General features: G+C 50.1%; 12 protein-coding genes. 1 reads left to right on the top strand and 11 read right to left on the bottom strand.

Going from position 1 to position 17946, the window contains the following annotated elements; genetic code table 11:
• Positions 1-7: 7 nt before the first annotated feature.
• The 4 genes from ACKGJP_RS08245 to ACKGJP_RS08230 form a co-directional block, all read right to left on the bottom strand.
• Positions 8-1996 (bottom strand): hypothetical protein, encoded by a 1989-nt coding sequence (locus ACKGJP_RS08245; RefSeq protein ID WP_409345180.1) that lies wholly within the window; start codon positions 1994-1996, stop codon positions 8-10.
• Between the two features lie 233 nt (positions 1997-2229).
• Positions 2230-3111 carry a carbohydrate ABC transporter permease gene (locus ACKGJP_RS08240; protein ID WP_409345179.1) on the bottom strand — a complete coding sequence of 294 codons (882 nt, stop codon included), beginning with the start codon at positions 3109-3111 and terminating at the stop codon, positions 2230-2232.
• Between the two features lie 18 nt (positions 3112-3129).
• A complete protein-coding gene (locus tag ACKGJP_RS08235) occupies positions 3130-4083 on the bottom strand; it encodes an ABC transporter permease (protein ID WP_409345178.1) in 954 nt (317 codons plus the stop codon).
• A 69-nt stretch (positions 4084-4152) separates the two neighbouring features.
• Complete coding sequence (locus tag ACKGJP_RS08230; RefSeq protein ID WP_409345177.1) at positions 4153-5634, bottom strand: extracellular solute-binding protein; 1482 nt, start codon at positions 5632-5634, stop codon at positions 4153-4155.
• Here ACKGJP_RS08230 and ACKGJP_RS08225 point away from each other — a divergent pair.
• The gene (locus ACKGJP_RS08225; protein ID WP_409345176.1) at positions 5621-5821 is read left to right on the top strand and encodes a hypothetical protein; all 201 of its coding nucleotides are present in this window, start codon (positions 5621-5623) and stop codon (positions 5819-5821) included. The genes ACKGJP_RS08230 and ACKGJP_RS08225 overlap by 14 nt on opposite strands.
• Before the next feature lie 188 nt (positions 5822-6009).
• On the opposite strand, the gene ACKGJP_RS08220 is transcribed toward ACKGJP_RS08225, so the two are convergent.
• The 7 genes from ACKGJP_RS08220 to ACKGJP_RS08190 form a co-directional block, all read right to left on the bottom strand.
• Positions 6010-7758: a sensor histidine kinase gene (locus tag ACKGJP_RS08220; protein WP_409345175.1), complete on the bottom strand. Its 1749-nt coding sequence runs from the start codon at positions 7756-7758 to the stop codon at positions 6010-6012.
• Between the two features lie 13 nt (positions 7759-7771).
• On the bottom strand, positions 7772-8884 hold the full coding sequence (locus ACKGJP_RS08215; RefSeq protein ID WP_409345174.1) for a response regulator: 1113 nt from the start codon (positions 8882-8884) through the stop codon (positions 7772-7774).
• A 172-nt stretch (positions 8885-9056) separates the two neighbouring features.
• Positions 9057-10706 carry a hypothetical protein gene (locus ACKGJP_RS08210; protein ID WP_409345173.1) on the bottom strand — a complete coding sequence of 550 codons (1650 nt, stop codon included), beginning with the start codon at positions 10704-10706 and terminating at the stop codon, positions 9057-9059.
• A gap of 82 nt (positions 10707-10788) precedes the next feature.
• Complete coding sequence (locus ACKGJP_RS08205) at positions 10789-15465, bottom strand: S-layer homology domain-containing protein (protein ID WP_409345172.1); 4677 nt, start codon at positions 15463-15465, stop codon at positions 10789-10791.
• A gap of 28 nt (positions 15466-15493) precedes the next feature.
• On the bottom strand, positions 15494-17056 hold the full coding sequence (locus ACKGJP_RS08200; RefSeq protein ID WP_409345171.1) for a glycosyl hydrolase family 28-related protein: 1563 nt from the start codon (positions 17054-17056) through the stop codon (positions 15494-15496).
• Positions 17057-17085: 29 nt separating this feature from the next.
• Positions 17086-17562, bottom strand: coding sequence for a glycosyl hydrolase family 28-related protein (locus tag ACKGJP_RS08195; RefSeq protein ID WP_409345170.1), 477 nt, complete (start codon positions 17560-17562; stop codon positions 17086-17088).
• A gap of 14 nt (positions 17563-17576) precedes the next feature.
• Positions 17577-17798, bottom strand: coding sequence for a hypothetical protein (locus ACKGJP_RS08190; protein WP_409345169.1), 222 nt, complete (start codon positions 17796-17798; stop codon positions 17577-17579).
• Positions 17799-17946: the final 148 nt, after the last annotated feature.

Here is a 17946-nt window from a genome sequence, read left to right as displayed (position 1 = left end):
CCTCGATTTAGATGGTTTCCCGGAAGGACGACAGGCAGCCTTCGAGAATGATGACTTCTCCATGAGTCACCAAATAGACGGAATCGTCCTGGACGAAGCAATGGTACGCATCCGCCTCTTCATGCAGAAGCTGCAAACGCCGATGCAGATTCATATCCCACAATTCGAAAGCGTCGCCATTCCACATCACGAACAAACCCGGTATGCCTGCTGCGACGATATTGCGCGTATGCCCGGAAACTATATCCATCTCGTCCAGCCCGGGAACGTTCATCCGTTCCGCGTCGAGCACGAACATCCGGGTACGGGCGTCTCCGGAAAAATCGCCGGATACGGTGCACAAGTAACGCCCCCGTCCCATTGGACCGCATACCGTCGCGATCCGGGTTCCCGCGGGCGCTGGGCTTTTCCGCACGGCGGAAAGGTCGCGCTCGTCAAGACGGACGAAATAGCAAGCCGGCGAGGCGGGCGGGCAGCTTTGGCAATCGGCATCCATCGTCGTACCTGCGATCAGACCGCGCGTTTCGCCGTCATGCCAAAGGCTGCGTATCATTTGTCCAGGGACGGGGTCGTCCTTGTAAGCGGCGATACCGGAAACCGTATCGTATCGGGTCAGCACGCACCCCAAAATGCCGTATTTATGACTGCAGGAGTAATAAACAAGATGGCCGTCGACGGCGCCCGCAACCGGACGCATGCCCCCCGGCGGATCGGCGACCACGCGGGGGTTTTCCGGAAAACGGGGATGCCGCCCGGGATCGTATTCGACGAGTTCTCCTCCCGCGTAGGCGGCCATATACACCTTTCCCCGGACGTTCCACGTAAGCAATATTTCTCCGACTCCCGGGGCCGCTCTGCCGCAGTCGGTCCCTTTATCCGTCCTCAAATCGATTTCCCAAAACCGTTGGGTGATGAAGGGGGTGCCGAGCAGCCGATCCCGATTGATCCGGCATAAACAATCGACGTGCGCAACCGACTCTGCCGGAAGCCGCTTCGATACGAGAAGCGCGCCGGTCTCTCCGTCGAACCGGTAAAATTCCCCGTACAGATTGACGGCTACAATATCCCCGGAAACGGTAAGGTTTACGCTGAGGGCGCTCGCGTCGGGAATACGGCAAATTTCGGTTACGCGGCCGGTCGTCATATTCCAAACCGCTATGGAAGCATTCTGAAAATCGGTATGCACGCCCATCACCCGGCTCCCTCTTCTGGCGAACCAGTCCATTTCCCGCTCGGGGAGCGGAGCGCCGTTTACGATTTGTCTCGTTAGCGGGTCGTACCAGCCGCAGTAAGGGAAATACGTCCATCCTTCCTCGCTGCGGATCAAACGTTTGACATGCTCTCTTCTTTGCGACGGGCTCGGGATATGTCCGGCTATTTCGCCCAGCACGACTGACTCAACCGTTTCCTTCCGCGGATCCCACTGCAGCAGCGCGACGTCCGGGTTATCGATCACGATGCTGAACGTGCCGTCGCCGTTCGCAAATGCCGCCCGCATATAGTGCTCCCGACATACTTCCGAATACTGTTTAACCGGCCTTCGATTCCGATAATCGAAGGAGAACGCCGCTGTCGACGGCGGCGGAAACGCGGCCGCGAACAGCTTCCCTGTCGCCTGATCGAGCGCCATTCCTTGAAAAACAAGGGCGGACGGCGCGCCGGTTTCGCAGCATTCGATCTCGCCCGTGCTTAGCGTCAGCCGAACGACGCGAGAGAGGTCCCCGCACAGCCATAGCGTGTCGCCGTCCTCCTGGGCGGCGCTGTAAAATCCGGAATGGATGGACGGAAAACGGTAAATCCGTTCTTTGCCGGACTCGGTGACGACTATGCCCATGGTGCCGCTGACGCTGTTCCAGGAGCTGATCCAAAACCGTTCTTCTCCGTCGCTTCCTTTCCCTATCGGAAGCATTGGGGTGTTGATAAACGGATCCCTTCCGTACGGAATAGCTGCCCGTTTTATTTCTCCTCGCCATCTCTCCGCTTCAATTGCCTTCATGTATTTGCATCGACTCCATCCTGATCGTTTTTTTGTGATTCTTATACAAAATTTATTAATTCTTTCTCTTCGGAAATATTTATTTCAAATTATCCAGTCGATGAATTATTTCCCCAAACCTCCCAGCACTCTTCCAGAGACGCCGCTCCCCCCAATCCGATGACGCCTATTGTTGCTGATCGCCTTGTTTCGTCCATCCTGTTTCCCCTTTCCGAAAGCAGCCTGTCGTCGCATTAGCCCTTCACTGCGCCAACGAGCTGGCCGTGGATGAAATATTTTTGCACAAAAGGGTAAATCACAATGATCGGCAAAATAGTCAGCATGAGCGCAGCCATCTTCAAATTGTTCGGATGGATCGTGTGCTCATCGTTGACGAGCGATTTCTGCGTCTCCGAATCGATCAGTGTCGAATTGATCAGGATGTCTCTGAGTTGATATTGCAGCGTCCACATCGTCTTCTCGCGAACGAAGAGCAGAACGCCGAACCATTCATTCCAGTACGCTACCGCGCTGAATACAATGAAAGCCATCGCCATCGGCAGCACAAGCGGTAAAATGATGCGGAACAAAATCCGCATTTCGCTCGCCCCGTCGATTTCCGCCGACTCGATCAGTTCCTGGGGCAGTTGGTTAATCTGATTGCGGAATACGATAATGTAAAAGACGTTGATGACGCTCGGCAAAATTAGCGCCGCATACGTATTGTTCAAGCCAATTTGGTTGACGAGTAAATAAAACGGAATAAGCCCGCCGCTAAAATACATCGGAATAATCAGCACGATAAACAGGAAGCCGCGCCCGATCAAATGCTTATGCGCCATCGCATAGCCTGCCGAAAGCGACAGGACGATGACGAGCACCGTATTGACCGCAGTCAGAAACACGGTGTTCAGGAACGTCCGCAAAAACTGCTTGCTGTAGGCAAGCTTATAGTACGCTTCGAGATTGAAGCCTTTCGGCCAAAGTCCAATATTGCCTAGCGACGCCGCCTTATAGCTGCTTAGTGAAATCGCGATCGCATTGATGAACGGAACGAGTATGGAAATACAGAACACGATGAACAATAATACGTTGAAAATGTCGAAAATCCGTCCGGTCGTACTCCGGTGCAGCATGCGTATTCTCTCCCTCCGTCAATAAAGTCCCATGCCCGACAGCTTCTTCGACAGCTTGTTCGCGGTGATCAGCATCAGGAAGCCGAGCACACTTTGCACGAAGCCGATGGCGGTCGTGAGGCTGTATTGCGACTTCTCCAGACCGATGCGGTATACGTAGGTGCTAATCACGTCGGAGACGTCGAGCACAAGCGGGTTCTGCATGACGAACAGGCGCTCAAAACCGATTTCGAACATATGCGACAAGCGCAGCAGCAAGAGCAGGATGATCATCGGTACCATGCCGGGAAGCGTAATATGCCAAATTTGCCGGAGCCTGCTGGCGCCGTCGACCTTCGCCGCTTCGTACAGACTTGAATCGATGCCAGCGATCACCGCAAAATACAAAATCGCGGACCAGCCGACGTCCTTCCATATTCCCGCTGATACGACGATGCCGCGGAACAGTTCTTTCTCTGTCGTAAAATAAATCGGTTCCCTACCGAACCAGCCGAGCATCTCGTTCACAAGCCCGTCTGTAGGCGATAAAACTTGATAAAACACCCCTGCCACAACAACCCACGAAAGAAAGTGCGGCAAATAGGAAATCGTTTGCGTTACCCGTTTGAACATACCGTTCGTCAGCTCGTTGGCCAGAATCGCAAACACAATCGGGGCGGAAAATCCGAACAGCAGATCGTAAAAGTTAATAATCAGCGTATTTCGCATCACCTGCCAGAACGTTTCATCCTGAATGAATTTCGCGAAATGCTTCATCCCGACCCAGGGGCTTCCGGTGACGCCGCGAAACGGCGAGAAGTCCTGGAAGGCGATTGAAATCCCGTACAACGGAATATATTTAAACACGAGCAGCAGCAGCAAGGTCGGCGCCAAAATCAAATACAGGGCGAATACCGTTTTCCTGTACACCCGGCGTTTGGTCCGCATAGCGGGCCGCTTGCCGTTTGCTCTTGTCTGTGCGGTTACGCTCACGGTCTATCCCTCCCTTTTTTTCGATAAACGACTTGCGGTGTCCTCGGACACCGCAAGTCAGCTTTCCTCCTACCACTCTACCTCTTTGACGCCAAGCTTCCGCAATTGATCTTTATTGGCATTCATATATTTCGTATATTCGTCGTAGATGAAGCCATACTTCTTCTTGTATTCCTCGACCTTCTGATCGAACTGCTCCATCGTAATTTTGCCCATGATCGCTTCAACCGTGGCCTGTGAAATGAATTGGTTCGACTCCGTCTTCTTGGCGGAAGTTTCCGGAGAAAGCTTCACGAACGGCTCCAGCGGCATGCCGTTTTTCCTCGCCACGTCCTCGACCTGCTTCATGCCGTCGATCCGTCTCGTAAATTCGTCCTTCTTCATCGCTTTCTCGGCGGCCGCAATGCTGGACTCCTTCCTGTCGTTGAAGCCGAAAATCACAGCGAGTTGCAGCTTGTAATATTTCTCTTTTTTGTTTGCAAGACCCTGTCCGTCAATCGGTGACTTCTTGCCGTTCTCTACCTTGTAGTCTTCGCCTTCCTTGCCCCAGAAGATCGCTTCATGCAGCTTCGGCGAAGCGAAGCCTTCGATAACTTTCCACGCCCGGTCCTTGTCCTTCGTTTTGGCCGAAATGTAGAGACCGTGATCGGTAATCGGGAACGCCATCTTCGGCTGCGCATATTTGACGTCCTTCAGCACGGAAGGATATTGCTTGAGCTGGGGTACAAACTGTTCTTCTTGATGCTCGTACCCTGCCTCCTTTGGTGCTCCAGTCGGGATCATCTGATCCGCCGCGTTGACGTTCAACACAACGTTGCGGTTTTTCAGCTTGTCCACATATTTGGGTGTATCTGTCGTCGCGAATTCCTTGTCCAGGATGCCCTCGTCATAAAGCTGCTTCATCACTTGAACGGCTGCTTTATATTCCGGCAGCGTGAAGGTGCTCACTGCCTTGCCGCCCTCAACCCTGTACGTAAAAGGCTTGGCTCCGTACCAGTAGAAGAACGGCAAGCCCGTGTACGTAATCGCCATCTCGTTAACGACACGGTTCGATAACGGAATCGAATCCGGCTCCGCCTTCTTGATTTTGCGCAACAGCTCGATCCATTCCTCGACGGTTTCCGGTATTTTGCCGTTATTGTATTTACTGACAAGATCGTAACGCATAATAACGCCGTCGCCTTGCGGCACGGAAGCCCAGGACATCGGGATGCGGTAATAGTGGCCGCTTGTGGACTTGGCTATCTCCATCATTTCCGGGGTGATGTATTTCTGGACGACAGGCGACTTGTCATAATAGGATTTCAAATCGATGAATGCGCCTTCATCCGCGCGTTGATAAGCTTCAGTCGGATAAAACGTATGCACGATGTCAGGCAAATTGCCGGAAGAGAGCATCAAATTGAACTTGGTCTTGAAATCCGTGCTATTCGGCACTTCAAGCTCCAGATCAACGTTCGCGTATTCCTTGACAATATTGATGTACGGATTGTTACTCGGGTCAACGCCCTCTGGGTGGGGAATACCGGAGTTGCCCATGAACATCTTCATGTTCAACTTCTTTTCTTCCGCCTTCGGGGATGCAGAGGCTGAAGCGGAACCCGAACTCGTTGACGACGACGGTGCGGGGGTTTGGTTCCCGGAACAGCCGGCTACAACGACGCTCGACATGAAGACAGCCGAAACCATTGTTGAAATCGCTTTCTTTCTACTCATTAAGCGACACGCTCCTTTTTGATCTTTTTGTAAACAGTGACCCACTCTCCGGAGTCTATTACCAGCATAGAACAAAAAGGGCGATTTGAGAGGTCACGATCATCCTGAATGAAGAGCACGATCGCATCATTTCGTATGACCTCTTAGAGCACTTTCGGACGAAATGATTCCTTCTGCCGGACGATTATACACCCTACCTCACCAATATATTCACCCCTCCGCTCTCTCGACAGGAATACGTAGCACGATCGACGTGCCTTCGCCCGGCTTGCTGTGAATATCGAGAGTTGCGTCGTCCCCGTACCGCGCCGCGATCATCCGGCGGACATATCCGATGCCGATTCCCATTCCCCGTTTGTTGCGATTCCCCGCCTCGGCTTCGAACAACTGACGGATCTCCTCCTCGCTCATTCCTGCTCCGTTATCGTTCACCTCGATGCGGATAAGCTTGTCTTCGTCGAAAGCAGCTTTTACCTCGATCTTGCCTTCGTCGCCAAGTCCATGGTAAAGCGCGTTTTCTACCAACGGCTGGAGAATAAAGCGCGGAATCGGCACGTCCATCAGTCCGTCCCCCGCCTTGATGTCGATTTCGAAATGAAAATCGTAACGGATTTGCTGCAGCGTCACATAATCGTTCAAAAGGGCAATTTCCTGGCCAATCGTCGCAGTCCCGCCTTTGCCCATATTGTAATAAAGCACCTTGTTGATCGTTGCGACAAGCCGTTCGATTTCATCCTGTGCGTTCAGCCGCGCAAGCCAGCGCACCGTATCCAGCGTATTGTGAATAAAATGCGGATTGATCTGGAACATCAGCTTCTCCACCTCAAGCTCCGCCTTCCGCTTCTCGTTCCGTCTGACATCCTCGAGCAGTTGCCAGATGCGCTGCCGCATCTCCTCGAAGCGATCCAGCACATAATCGAATTCGGCGATGCGCGGATACTTCAGAGCGGAATGAAAGCCGATGTTTTGCAGCAAGCGGATTTCCTTATTGAAGCCGTCCAGCGGCTTATACACCGTCCTCCACAGCATCGAGGCGAAGCCGAGCGCCACCGCCAGCGATATGGTCCCGAAAATCGCGAATTGGCGGAGCCAACTATATTTTTCCCTGTCGAAATCCTTCTTCGAAATGATAGCCGCCCACGTCCAGTCACCCGCTTTCTCGGTAAACAAGTAGCTGCTTCGCGTTTCGTTCGTTTGCTTGTCCGACAGTACCGGCGCGAATTCCTGGCCTGCAGGGAACTCATCTTCCTTCTGGCTGTATGCGATGCGGTTATGCTCGTCGGCCATCAAAAAGGAGTTTTCCATACCGAGTTGACCCGCACCTAGAATATGGGATACGAGCTGTGGATTCGTTTCGACGTACACATGGAGAGTTCCGTACTCCGGTATAAAGATGCGCCGGTCAATGGACAAAACGAGCGAATCAACGCCGAGTTTAAGTGATTTGTGAATGGCATGGTACGTTATTCCGCTGAACGTGTACAGCTTCGGAATGTCCGCCGGCCGAAAATCAGAAGTTATCCCGTAATTCCGGAATGCTTGTTTGCCCGTATCGGAGAAATAATAGTGAACAAGACCGACATTCGGATTCGTATAGGTAATCAGGTTGATATAGTTTTGAATCGACTGCTCCAACATATATTTTTCATAGATGTCCGCAGACGATAAATACGATTTCATTTCCTGGCCGACGCCGCCCTCGAACGATAGCTGCATGGCGACATGGTTCAAGCTCTGCATCTCCTTGTTCAGCGAAAAAGCGGCTTGCTCCAGTTGGCTACGTACGCCATTCATGACCTTGTTACCAAGCATCGAAGCGATCGTGTAGTAGGAAACGCTACCGATCAGAATGAGCGGCACGAGCGAGCTAAGCAGAAGCAACGCGATCACCCTGCTTCTGAGCGTGTAGAATAAATACGGCCTCGGGCGGGAAGTGGCTGCTTCGAGTCCCTTCATCATGTACGTCCGCACCTCACTTCGGGCTGAGCCGCTGCCGCTGGCGGTACTCGCTGGGCAGTATGCCGATTCGCTCGCAAAATACCCGGCTGAAATATTTTTCGTTCTCGTAGCCGCATTGCTCCGCCACCCAATAGATCGGATTCGCCGTTTGTTGGAGCAACACCTCGGCATGGGCGATACGTAAACTCCGCACATAATCGTTAAATGATTGTCCGACGATATCCTTGAAGCACTGGCTGAAATAGCTTCTGCTCATATTCGCTTCCCGCGACGCATCGGCCAGCCGCAGCTCCTGATTGAAATGCTCGCGAATATATGACACCGCTTTCACGACACTTTGCAGAACCTCGTCCGAATACGTTTTGCGCAGCTTGCCGCGCAGCTCGAGCCTGACTACACGCAGCCATTCCACCGCATTCGCCCAGTAGGCGAAAGGCCGTTGCGAGCCGATCGACGGAATCGCTGAATCCGGCAGAATGCGCTTCCATTCCGCCGCCGCCGAATAAAAGATACTTTCCAGCCACGACACGGAAGGACGAAGCCGCTTCGTCTCCTCCAGAAGCTGCTCGTAAACCGCATCATCTGTTACCCAGAACAGCGCCGACCAGCTTTCCCGCAGCTGCTGCATATCGGCGTCGACGGGCATTAGCGATCCGTCGTTGCTCGGCTTATCGGTTGCAATCTCGTACTCACTTCGTCCCGGCTCGTAGTCGTAGAACAAACTTTGCCGTTCGCCCTGCATTCGTTCATCGCGAATCCGGCACACAATGCGACCGAGCACCTCCTCCATCCGCTCCTGCTCAAGCTGCACCTTCGCAATATAGTCAATGGCGCCCATTCGCAGCGCCTGCTGGATGCTCTCGAAATCTTGATGGAACGTTAGAACGACCATCCATATATGCGGATACATACCCTTTACTTGCTTCATCAGCTCCATGCCGCTCATCGCCGGCATTTCCAAATCGGTCACAAGCAAGTCGACTTCATAGCTGCTTAGAAACTCGAGCGCCTTGACGCCGTTATTCGCCTCCCCAACCACTTCCATCCCGAACTCAGCCCAGGGCATCGTCAGCATCAAGCCCTTGCGCACCAATTTATCGTCATCGACAATAAGCACCTTCAACATTGCGTTTCCACCCCATGTCTTGCGAATTCGCCTTCGTTACCGACTTTAGTGTAACCCCATTTGTTTGTCAACAGATGATGTCGCCAAGAACTTGGGGCAGTCTACTAGGATTCGCGATCGTTAACGGCGTTAAAGACCCGCCCCATGTTCGGAACGAGTCTCAGTTTTTTCCTTACTTTGATGTGTCCGCATCAATAACAGAGAACTTGACGGTATAGTAGTTCAGCGTCGCTGTCCCGCCTGTGTTGTCAACTGTGATTGTCATGCCGGTGTAGGCTGAACCTTCATATATCTTCCATGTACCGTTATGGACAGATGCCTTTACCGTTCCGTCTGTGCCGGTCATTCTTGCTGTTATCGTTTCGTCTGTACTCAGCTTCAGCGTGAAGCTCTTCCCATGACCGCTCCAACCTGCATCATCCTTTTGGATATTCAGTTTGGCAGTGGCAGTGATGGTGGAGTTATGCTTAACGCCTGTCACTGTGATGATCTGGTGCTCCGTAATATTGCTGATGGTATACACGCCGTTGCCATCAGGTGTAAGGGTCTTGTTGTTTGCTTTTACAGTAATAACGGAAAGGTTGTATTCCGGAGCCAGCTCCACCTTGAAGCTGTAGCTGCCGTCCCGGTCCACCGGACTGCTGCTGCCGCTCTGTACAGCGGCCGTATATCCCGTACCGGCAGGCAGGGTTACGTTGAAGCTTGTTTCTACAGGTTTTGCTACAGTCATGATCATTTCGACAGGTTCACTGGCGTAGTCCGTTTTCTTATCGCCGTTATACTCCTCATTGAACAACTTGATGGTGTAACTGCCGTCCGCAAGGGCGGGTACGGTAAACGTGGCTGTGCCGCTTGCCTGGTCGGACAACTTACCGTAATGCGTAACCCTGCCGTTGCTGTCCATAATCACACAAGAAACATATTTGTTTGCGCCGGTTTTTGCATCGCTGTAAGCAATTTCCACTGTACTGCCGGGGGCATAGGTATTCCTCTCGATTCCATTGTAGACCTCCTGTGTCACGGTAAGGCTCAGATTGTCCGTATTACGATCCACCACCGTCAAATTAGCCTTACCCACCGATGCTGCCGCAACCGACAGCTCCTGCCCTGCGGCTGCTGGTTTACCGCCTTCAGCGGCAGATGTGAAGAGGACGGACGCCAGATTCAAATGGAAAGCAGGGCGAACCGCAAAAGCAGTAGTAACATAGGTCGAGATCATTTGATTCACTTTGTTGACAACCATCGCACTGTAATTGTTGGCGCCTGCCGACCGGAGCCCCCAGCCGGTGCTATCTATTCGTAAATCCGTGTTCAAAGAGTTGGCTTCATCCGTGCTCAACGCCCATAATGGATCAGTGGGCTGTGTGCCTGCCACCCCATCCAGCAAACGACTAACCATCACCGACCTCTCCCGTTCATCAATTGCGGTGAATCGAGTCCCTGTTGTCAACTCCGTCCTCAAATTGCTGGTCATGTATTGGTTCTGCACACCGACGGTCGAATTATTATATTTAGCGTTTGCTCCAAATCCATTGACGGAAAAAAGCGTGATTGCATCGGGAGCAGTCGCAACACCGCTGCCGTTATATCCAACCACATACCACTCGCTGCCCGCAAAATAGATCACAGTGGTGTTGTTTTTGGTACCGTTCACAGTCATCCAGGACCAATCGTTCTTCGTTGCAGAGCCAGAGGCCGTCGCCAGAGGCTCGCCCGCCAGCGGTTCAACCGTATTTGCCGCCGCTGAAATCGGCAGCATGCCCAACATCAAAAATATGGATAGCGCCAGTGCCCATGTTCGCCATGTTAGTTTTCGTTTCATATACTCATTACCTCCATTGTGGGCGGAGCAGCTCCCCGCCCTACTTTTACCGAAAGATCTATCGGAAGTTAAATCTTTAGCATCAATTAGTCATGATGGTATAAAGAATCTGCACAAACTGTGCCCTGCTTGCCGAATCGTCCGGCAGGATGTTGTCGTTGCTCCCCTGGATGATTCCGGTCTTTACAAATAATTCAACGGCTTCATTGGCATAATCGGCAACATTTCCTGCATCCTTGAAGTCCGCCAAGCCTTTGGCTGTGGCAGCGGTTGGCAATTCATTCATGTTCTTGAGCGCATTGTATACCAATACGAACAATTCCTGTCTTGTCACCTCTTTGTCGGGTGCAAACCTGTTATCGCCAACCCCTGCAGCTATTCCCTGCCTCTTTGCCGCCGCAAGGTATCCAGTGTAATAGGTATTCCCTGCATCACTGAAATTGTTATCGTCGTTTGTGTCAGGATTGATGCCAAATGCCCTCATGATCATGACTAATGCTTGTGCTCTGGTTACGTTGTCGTTCGAACCAAAGCTTCCGTTGCCTGTTCCGAGGGTAATTCCTCTTGCAGCAGCAAACGTAACGGCATCGTAGTAGTACGCATTCTGAGTTACATCCGTAAAGTCAAGCTTGTTGTATCCTACTGCAAACATTGAGGTATCCTCTGTCTTGAATGTCAGTGTTCCGGCTGTCGAATCATATTTGCAATCGGTTACAACCTCTGGTTTTCCTGCCGCATTGATATGGTATGCTACAATTGCGTTTGGATTTTCACCCGCTTTGCGTACATACGGAATCGTGATTTCCGCTTTACCGCCAAGCTGTGATATTTCCTTTTCCTCGTCGGTAACCTCAAAGCTCACAACAGGTCTGTCCCCGACCTTATCCCTGATTTCATCCGTCAATTCGGATGCTTCGACCTTTGCCGCTGTGATGGTAATAATACCTGCTGCCTGTGCGAAAATGCCTTTTACGGCTTTTTTGTCAAAGGTCATGATTCCGAAGGATGTGGAGACGATTAATGTATCTGCTTTACTTTCTACGAATGTTTTCAAAGCTTCCGCCGGTAAACGAATACCTACTGCCTTGCTGTCTGCAGTCGCACTTACTTCAATTCTGATGGCTGTTGCTGTATGATCACCCTGCTTTGCCGCTTCTGCTATTGCCTTTGCGATGGCATCAGCCAGCTGGGTTTCGGTTATAGCTGCAACAGCCCTTCCGTTTGTGTTTGTTGTGACTTTTACGGGTATCTTTGTAGTCACCTGACCTTCCTCAACCTTCGTTTCAGACACCGGGGTTGGGGTTGGGGTTGGCGTTGGTGTTGGTGTTGGTGTTGGTGTTGGCGTTGGTGTTGGTGTTGGCGTTGGTGTTGGCGTTGGCGTTGGCGTTGGCGTTGGCGTTGGTGTTGGTGTTGGCGTTGGTGTTGGCGTTGGTGTTGGCGTTGGTGTTGGCGTTGGTGTTGGCGTTGGTGTTGGCGTTGGTGTTGGCGTTGGTGTTGGCGTTGGTGTTGGCGTTGGTGTTGGCGTTGGTTCAAGTTTCAAACCAGATACAATAACGGTTGCATCAACCTTGCGGTCAAGGGGATTGATTGTGATTGAATCCGTAGTTTGTCCGCTTGTACCTGCACCGCTCCATGCGTAGGTATAGGAGTCGGAGCCTTTACCCACAACGGTGATGACCAGCTCTTTGCCGGCGAGAACCACGGTACCGCTGGCGATATTGCTTCCATCATACATTGCACTGATGGTGGAGCCGCCGGGAGCCTCTCCTTCCATCCACTTTGCATGCAACGTTATATCAGAAGTCACCATGTCCGTTTCAAAATTCCATTTATTTTCTAGCCCGACTTCCTTATACCAACCTTCAAAGATATACCCTTCTTTTGTTGGTGCTGCCGGAGCTGTGATTGTGCTGCCGCTCGAAGGAACATCGATATCATCCACCTCACTGCCTCCGTTACTGTTGAAGATAGCCGTGTAGGTGTCCGTCTCCAACAAAGCGGTTATAGAAATGATAGACTCCGCAACCTCTTTTCGCCACTTCCCCGTTTCCTCAACAATGTTTTGTTTCCCTACATAATCGGTTAACGGAACTGGGAACTCCAGAAGGTTTTTTGCCTTTACAACTTCCTTTTTCTTTACTTTTCCCGGCATTTCTTTCTCTACCCTCTGCAGCAATTCCCAAAGTAGAAAACAATAATCATAGTCTTCTATACCATCCCTCATCACTTCCCAGCGAATCGAATTTACCGGACCGTTAGGACTGGGGTAAATCTGGGATTCGAGCCCATTTCTATAAAAGAAGGGACCGGTTACTTTCCAGGGATCTTCCTTGCCAGCCCATGTAGACCACGCATAAAGAAACCCTGTATAGCCTTTATTTAAAAATCCTTGCCAACTTTGCCAAAATGCCACTCTCGCATCTACTGCAGGCATATCGATTAAAAAATTAGCCTGCGGATGCAGAGGGTCTGTATGATACCACCACAGCTCTTCGCCTCGTTCCAAAGCCTTTTTGGCCTCTTCAGGGTCATCATTCATGCCAGGTACAGTCCATAAGTCTACCGAACCTACCAACTTTTCCTTTGGATAAGTGGTAATCATGATTTTCAATTCCGGCACAACAGCTTTCCATTTTGCTGCCAGCTCTTTCACTGCGGGAAATGTCTCTTCCGTAGGTTCATCCGTCAAATAAACATAAGCCATATCCAGCCAGCCCTTTGCCTTTAGGTGTTCAACAAACTTTTTGGCTAATTCCGGATCGGTGTATAGATCTCTACCAACACTAAGAGTATTCAAGCCTTTTTTTAATAAGCTCTCCATTTTAGCATCGAACTGAACAAAATCAGTATCCTGTTTTAAGCTTGCAACTGAAGGGTAACGCAATGCTATTCTGGGAGTAATCCTATGTTCGAGGAAATTGTCTATATATAAATCAATCTGCTCAACAGGTATATTTCTAATATCCAAAGCTGTTTTAAGCTTAGGCGTTTCAGGCAGCGAAAAAGACCACACATTGATGCTCATGGGCAAGGTAATGATTGTCTCTGCGTCAGTCTTTATTGTCAAATTGCCTTCGTAAATACCTTCTTCAACGTCGGGGGCAGCATAAACCGTAATCCAAATTGGCGTATTCTGTCCGCCTTTTACATCAAAATTGTTGGTCTCCAATAAGGGATCAGGCCAATAACCTGTACGTATTTTCGGGTCAAAACGGGAACCTAATTCTGTGCGAACATAACCTACAGGATTATATGTTAGACTTCCTTCAGGTAAAAGATCCCCCTTTTCATTCTTAAATTCACCAAAAGTAACATAGCTACCGTTAAAATCTTTACCTTTCTCAGGAGAAAGCACTACCTGAACGGCTTCTCGTTCTCTCTTGGCCAAATCAACAGTTAACTGTTCTTTGACCGGGCTATTTTCCAAATCCACGATATCGTCCATAAATATTTTCTCTAAACTGGGTACGCTCCAAACAACCATATCTGTTTCTTTCGATAAGATAGCACCGGAAATTTTCCTTTGTTCGAACTCCCCGCCTCCACTACTATTTCGAGGCCATGCAGGGAATAAAATCGTATCCTCAGCGTATGTACCTGCGACCAATGGAATTTCAATATCGGGGGATGGATTTTGTAGTGATTGACCTAACTGTTGTTTTATTCCGCCTTTATATAGACCGGCTTTTAGTAGATAAACCCCTTCTTGAGGAGGCGTCCAAGTCCAATTAATCTTAGCCGGGGTTTCATTACTGAGGTTCACGTTAAATTTATCAGGAGTTGTAAATGTATAACCGTCAGGACCTGTTATTTCGATCTCCATTTCCGCATTGCCCATAGCCTCAACTGAACTTAATACAATTTCAAGGGTGTTTTCTTTTCCCGCCTCTAATTCCTTCCATTTCTTTATGCCAACGGTAACTTCCGGTGATGCATAGGCAAGGTCATTTTCTTTTTGCAAAGGCACTATATTTGTATAAAAGGTGGTATCCCAACTTTCACCGGGTGCCAAGTCAATTGTCGTATACAGCCATTCTTGCGTCGTATAGCCGGCAGAACGACCCAACCACGTGTAATTCATGGCAAGTTTATTGTAATCCGCAATAAAAGAGATACTTATGCCATTTTTTTCATCTATTGCTCCAAGCCAATTACGAGTGGGCGGCTTAGATAAACTCGGAGCATTTTTATATAAGCCTTCCTTATTAGTTGGAAAATAATAATTTGCTGCGTCTGTTTTACCTGGGATCACGTTATTCCAAAGCCAAGGCGTGATGGAGAAATTTTTACTCCCATTATTCGTAATTTCCCACTTCGTCTCTATGGAAGTGCTCCCTTTGCGCAGCGTGATGTATTTCTTTGTCTCTACCCCTTTACTTTTATCGGAGGGTATCGATTTAACCAAAGCGGTAACCCTATCCTCAGTATTTACAACGATTTCCGCTTCGTACGTCAACTCAGCCCATAAATCTGAAATCGGCGGTATCCGTTCCCTTAACAACCCTCCTCGGTCCGCATTTACCATACCGGTTAAGTCGAGCCCTGTAGGCTTATAGATAAGACTTGAAATAACTCCGCCCTTGTTTACTCCACCCTCTTTGCCGTGGGAAACAATCTTAAGTTTTAGATATTCATTCTCCAGAAATATTGCACTTTCTTCTTCAATCGCTGTTGCAGCGAATGCCATTTGCGGTAAACAAGCCACAAATATCGCTAAGCACAGAAATAGTGACAATCCTTTAACACGTACCTTTTTCATTACATTTCCTCCCCTGTACTAATCAGCATTATGCTCCGATCGTTGTTTTCACCTTCCACGTAGCAGCCAAATGATGAGAGTCCGTACAAATCCATTCAAACGGCTGTCCGGGAACCGGACTTTTCAGACGAAACACGTCGTTCAAGAGCCCTGGAACCGATCGTCCTATCGGCGTACTGTTCCCCAGTATCGTTCGTCCTCCGACATAAACATTGTTTTTCAGTCCGTAGGTCGTCTTCAGCAGATTGAACGATTCATCTATCATTACATTTGACGTGGTCAATTTGCTGGTGGGCAGGCTGCTCGCTATTTGGAGTAAAGTCACAGGATTTACCGCCTCAACCCCGTCCAGCACAACATTGAAGTCGTAGCCATAACTGGAAAGACCGAGATTAAAGCTCGTATTGGCTGCCAGCCTTGAGTTCTTGACGGTAATATTGCCGCCCTGCTTCATATGCACTCCATAATCGAATGCATCTGACACCGAGCAGCCGTCCAAAATAATCCGGTTGTTAGATTGAAGCAGATCGGCTTCCAAGTAAACAGCGTATAACGTGTCGGTTGCTTCCACGCTGGCGGCCGCTTTAAAGTCGCAGTTGAGCAATTTTAACGTTTGGTTCGTACGGCCGTATGGATAAACATGCATGCAGGCGATTTCATGGTCTCCTGCCACCCACGTCCCGCTAGGGTCCGAAGAGACATCGTCCGCATAGAACGTGCAATTTTCAAACGTCACATCATGCGGAGCAAACAACCGGTTGGCCGTACCGGTTCTGACGCCGACATGAAAGACGGAATCGGATATTTTCACCATGGAATCGACTGCGTACAAATTAAACGGCGGGCTCTTGCATATGATTTTCGAGCCAAGAAACATCGAGCCTTCCTTAATCGCGACATCGAAATCGCCTTCCAAATAAATGTTGTCCATCGTGATCTCGGTCCGCATTGATGATCCGTAGCCGGCGCTGTCAACCTCGATGTCGATACCGGTTGGGTGCACATCGCCATATGCTTTCAAATTTGTCACCTGGACATCCGAATACCCGCCTGTAACGACCACAGAGCCGCGAAAGCAGTTTTCCGACGTACAGTTGGATATTTTCACCGACGTATTTTTCCAGACGCTGACCGCATCCGCCACGCATTCTTTGAAGAGACAATCTTCGATAATGACGCGAAGCTTCCCCTTTTCCGCAGGATGTCCGCTCAGAAACACCAGATGCGCTTGCTCCAATTCGTAATTGGTGTAGCTTCCCTGATTTGCCCGGTTCCCGTCGAGCGTGAGTCCCCTGATGATTAGAGGAGCCGAATCCTCCGGACCTTTGTAACCTTGATATGTGCCGTGGTAAGTCGTAAACGTCCGTGTCCATTTGGTTTGATTGAGAAGCCGTTTGACGGTTGCCCCATATCCGTCGATGATTAAGCCGTGCTGGATATTCAACATCGAGACCATATAAGTCATTCCCGGCGGGAAATAGACGATACCGCCCCCGGCGGCGATAGCCGAATTGATCGCATTCTGAATAGTAGCCGTGTCGTCCGTTACTCCGTCGCCAACTGCTCCATATTGCATCACATCAAAGATCATCTTATTCTCATCCCTTTCTAATGTTTGCCTTATCGATATTTTTGCAAAACGGTGCCTTGCCCCGCGAAAATGTGATAAGAGCCTGCCGTGATCGAACCATGAAAGGTGAGCGTAATTCCGGCATCCGGAACCCACTTCGCTCCTCTGTCCATTACGAAGTGAACATTCGCCGGTACAGCAAGATCGCTTGCGATCCGATACATGCCTTTCGGTACGTAAAGAGTCGCCTCTTCTAGGGAAACAAGCTGCAAAACCCCTCGCAGCGCCGGCGCATCGTCGGCCGCCCCGTCTCCCTTCAACCCTTGTGTCTTAACATTGTACCAATCCGGCTCGGCAAACGGCCGGGATTTCAGTTTGTCCTCTTCTTTGTACACGCGATTCGTGACCGTTTCTTCCATACCTAAAGCAGGGGCGGCAGTTAGCATCCCTTTAACTGCAACGGCCGTGCCAGCGATTCCAATTGCGGCCAGAAGCTTTCTTCTGCTGATACGCGTTTGGTTTTCCATGTAACCTCTCCTCCTTATTTGGATTTTTGAGACAAAAATTGCTGGTAAGCTTGATTAGCTGCTTCCTCCGCCTCTCGCAGCGCGCTGATCGCGGGAAACATAATGCCCCATTTTCCGCAGAGCAACCCGCCGACTCTTGATTGGCTTCTCTCCTTCAAAAACGATGTCCCTCCTGTCGGATCTGTCGCTCCGAACGACGCCATTTCGTTCACAAGTGCTCTTCTTCCTGCTTTCATCGAAATCCCCCTCGTATTTGCCCTTACAGAATAATGGAATGCGCTTACAACATCAAAGTAACATCAAACCGGAATGGTTGCTTCTTGTATATTGCCGTGTTTGCCTGTCATTTGTTATTCCAGATTGGCTTGCTCGAACGAATAGGAA

Source organism: Paenibacillus litoralis, from assembly GCF_046244365.1.
Taxonomy (GTDB): Bacteria; Bacillota; Bacilli; order Paenibacillales; family NBRC-103111; genus Paenibacillus_V.
Note: the sequence above shows the minus strand (reverse complement) of the source record. Positions and strands in the feature narration are given on the sequence as shown.

What these genes read in the sequence shown, in the direction of transcription:
- ACKGJP_RS08245 (WP_409345180.1), bottom strand. Translation starts at nt 1,996, where the DNA reads ATGAAGGCAATTGAAGCGGAGAGATGGCGAGGAGAAATAAAACGGGCA.
- ACKGJP_RS08240 (WP_409345179.1), bottom strand. Translation starts at nt 3,111, where the DNA reads ATGCTGCACCGGAGTACGACCGGACGGATTTTCGACATTTTCAACGTA.
- ACKGJP_RS08225 (WP_409345176.1), top strand. Translation starts at nt 5,621, where the DNA reads ATGAACATCTTCATGTTCAACTTCTTTTCTTCCGCCTTCGGGGATGCA.
- ACKGJP_RS08230 (WP_409345177.1), bottom strand. Translation starts at nt 5,634, where the DNA reads ATGAAGATGTTCATGGGCAACTCCGGTATTCCCCACCCAGAGGGCGTT.
- ACKGJP_RS08220 (WP_409345175.1), bottom strand. Translation starts at nt 7,758, where the DNA reads ATGATGAAGGGACTCGAAGCAGCCACTTCCCGCCCGAGGCCGTATTTA.
- ACKGJP_RS08215 (WP_409345174.1), bottom strand. Translation starts at nt 8,884, where the DNA reads ATGTTGAAGGTGCTTATTGTCGATGACGATAAATTGGTGCGCAAGGGC.
- ACKGJP_RS08210 (WP_409345173.1), bottom strand. Translation starts at nt 10,706, where the DNA reads ATGAAACGAAAACTAACATGGCGAACATGGGCACTGGCGCTATCCATA.
- ACKGJP_RS08205 (WP_409345172.1), bottom strand. Translation starts at nt 15,465, where the DNA reads ATGAAAAAGGTACGTGTTAAAGGATTGTCACTATTTCTGTGCTTAGCG.
- ACKGJP_RS08200 (WP_409345171.1), bottom strand. Translation starts at nt 17,056, where the DNA reads ATGATCTTTGATGTGATGCAATATGGAGCAGTTGGCGACGGAGTAACG.
- ACKGJP_RS08195 (WP_409345170.1), bottom strand. Translation starts at nt 17,562, where the DNA reads ATGGAAAACCAAACGCGTATCAGCAGAAGAAAGCTTCTGGCCGCAATT.
- ACKGJP_RS08190 (WP_409345169.1), bottom strand. Translation starts at nt 17,798, where the DNA reads ATGAAAGCAGGAAGAAGAGCACTTGTGAACGAAATGGCGTCGTTCGGA.